Annotated in this window: 1 protein-coding gene; it reads right to left on the bottom strand. The window is 68.4% G+C overall.

Annotated features, from left to right (window positions below; genetic code table 11):
- The coding region (locus OWC48_RS46605; protein WP_282526008.1) for a chemotaxis protein CheW at positions 1 to 446 on the bottom strand (446 nt) is incomplete at both ends.

Raw genomic sequence — 446 nt, 5'->3', positions numbered from 1 at the left:
AGCTCGAGGACACGATCGACGTCGAGGACGACCATGAGCTGGCCGTCGAGGCGGTGGACGCCGCCGGCGAGCTTGGCCATGCGGGGATCGAGGTTGACGGGGTTCTCTTCCATGCCGGCCTCGGCAAGGCGCAGCACTTCGCCGATCTGGTCGATCAGCAGGCCGTAGGATTCGCCGCGCAGGTCGACGCCGACCGCCATGGGGGTCTTGCCGTCCTCGGGCTTGGGCAGGCCGAGCCGGGCGCGCATGTCGACCACGGTGACGATGCGGCCGCGCAGGTTCAGCACCCCCGCGATCTCGCGCGAGGACAAGGGAACGCGGGTGACGCGCTCGGGCATGAACACGTCCTGGACCCGGGAGATCGGCAGCCCGAACAGCTGGCCGCCGATCATCGCGGTGACGTATTCGACCATGGCGCCTTCGGTGGTCTGGGTCTTGTTGCTCAT

Source organism: Bradyrhizobium sp. Arg816 (assembly GCF_029989365.1).
GTDB lineage: Bacteria > Pseudomonadota > Alphaproteobacteria > Rhizobiales > Xanthobacteraceae > Bradyrhizobium.
The sequence above is the reverse complement of the archived record's forward strand: the minus strand, read 5'-3'. Positions and strand labels throughout refer to the sequence as shown.